We start from the raw sequence: 1952 nt of genomic DNA, 5'->3' as shown, positions 1-1952 counted from the left end.
AGGTGCGGAGGGCTTGGCGCTTTTGGCGAAGGAGACGCTGGGCCATGATCCGATGAGGGGCGTGGCGGTGGTGTTCCGTGCGAAGCGCGCCGATCGGGTGAAGATCGTCGTCTGGGACGGCAGCGGCCTTGTAATGTACTGGAAGCGGCTCGATGGCAGCGGCTTCAAATGGCCACCCATCGTGGCCGGTGTGATGCGGATGAATGCGGCCCAGCTGTCAGCATTAGTGGCCGGCATGGATTGGACGCGCATGCACGCGCCTCGAATTCCGCAGCCGAAAGCGCTTGCGTAGAAATACAAATCATCGCTGCATCGTGACGCGAAGCATGGCAAGCTCGGGCCAATGAGTGATTTGCCTGACGAGCTGCCGAGCGATCCGGCCGAGTTGCGTGTTTTTGCCGCGGCTCTGCTGGATCGCTGCGCCAGACTCGAGCGGTTGCTCAAGCTTGCGAAGGATGCGCAGTTCGGTCGGTCCTCGGAAAAGCTGGACGCTGATCAGCTTCAGCTTGTTCTGGAGGATATTGATCAGGCCGTCGCCGCTCTCGAAGCAGCCGAAGATCGTGCCAATCCCAAAACATGCGGGAAGAGAGCTGCCAAGCGGAGAGCCAATCGTGGTCAGTTGCCGGAGCATTTGCCGCGCATCATCGAGACCCTGATGCCCGCTGCAACCTGCTGTCCGTCCTGCAAAGGCGATCTCTTTGAGATCGGCCACGATGAGAGCCAGAGGCTAGACGTCGTGCCGGCGCAGTATCGCGTCATCGTCACCCGCCGGCCCAAGCTGGCCTGCCGCGCCTGTCATGGCGTCGTCCTTCAGCACGCCGCGCCCGAGCGCCTGATCAGGGGAGGATTGCCTACCGAGCGACTGGTCGCGCATGTCATCGACGCCAAGTATCATTGGCATTTGCCGCTTTACCGCCAGGCGCAGATGCTGGCGACGCACGGTATCGCCATCGACCGTTCCACGCTCGCATTCTGGGTCGGCTACGCCGCCCAGGAATTGAAGCCCTTGTGGCATCGTCTGCGCCAGCTTCTGCTGGCCTCCTCGAAGCTCTGTGTCGATGAGACCCCGGCGCCGGTGCTGGATCCGGGGCGCGGCAGGACAAAAACCGGCTACTTCTGGGCGCTGTCACGCGATGACAGGCCTTGGGCCGGACCTGATCCACCTGGGGTGGTCTATGCCTATGCACCGGGCCGCGGCGCCGTTCATGGCTTGCGGCTGCTTGAGGGCTATCGCGGCATCATCCACTGCGACGGCTATCAGGCTTACAAGACCATGACCCAAGAGACGCGTGCGGACGCCCTGTCCGGGACGCTCGCCTTCTGCTGGTCGCATCTGCGGCGCCAGTTTGTGAAGATCGAGCGGGAGGCGGCGCCGGCGCCAGCTCCGGTTGCCCGCGAGGCCCTTGAGCGCATCGCCCAGCTTTACGCGGTCGAGAAGGCACTCCGGGGCCGATCTGCGGACGAGCGCCGCGCGGGGCGACAAGCGCATGCCCGGCCTTTGGCTGCAGCCTTGAAGCAGTGGTTCGAGGCCAAGCTTGCTCACCTTGCGCAGAAGAGCGACACGGCGAAGGCTTTGCGCTATGCGCTGCGTCATTGGAACGGCTTGACGCTGTACCTTGGTGACGGGCGCATCGAGATGGATACCAATGCGGTCGAGCGAGCGATGCGGCCGATCAAGCTCAATGCCAAGAACTCCCTTTTTGCCGGTTGCGACGAAGGTGCCGAGAATTGGGCAGTCCTGGCTTCGTTAATCGAAACCTGTAAGCTCAATAGCGTCAGCGCCGAGCACTGGCTCGCTGACGTTCTCGCCAAGCTCGTCAATGGTTGGCCTGCGGCGCGACTGGACGAACTGCTTCCCTGGGCGTCGACCTACACGATGCATGGGCTCGATCCGAGATTGGCGGCATGAGCCTCAACACGACCGCGGTCCGGATCAGGGTAACCCTCAAGGA

2 protein-coding genes are annotated in these 1952 nt (G+C 62.9%); both read left to right on the top strand.

Annotated elements, in window-relative coordinates; all coding sequences use genetic code 11:
• The coding region (tnpB, locus tag IF809_RS38430; RefSeq protein WP_462840067.1) for an IS66 family insertion sequence element accessory protein TnpB at positions 1 to 292 on the top strand (292 nt) is incomplete at its 5' end.
• A gap of 51 nt (positions 293 to 343) precedes the next feature.
• Positions 344 to 1909 (top strand): IS66 family transposase, encoded by a 1566-nt coding sequence (gene tnpC, locus IF809_RS38425; RefSeq protein WP_462840066.1) that lies wholly within the window; start codon positions 344 to 346, stop codon positions 1907 to 1909.
• Positions 1910 to 1952: the final 43 nt, after the last annotated feature.

The organism is Bradyrhizobium sp. UFLA06-24 (genome assembly GCF_054967145.1).
This window is presented reverse-complemented; position numbering and strand designations above follow the sequence as displayed.

What these genes read in the sequence shown, in the direction of transcription:
- tnpC (WP_462840066.1), top strand. Translation starts at nt 344, where the DNA reads ATGAGTGATTTGCCTGACGAGCTGCCGAGCGATCCGGCCGAGTTGCGT.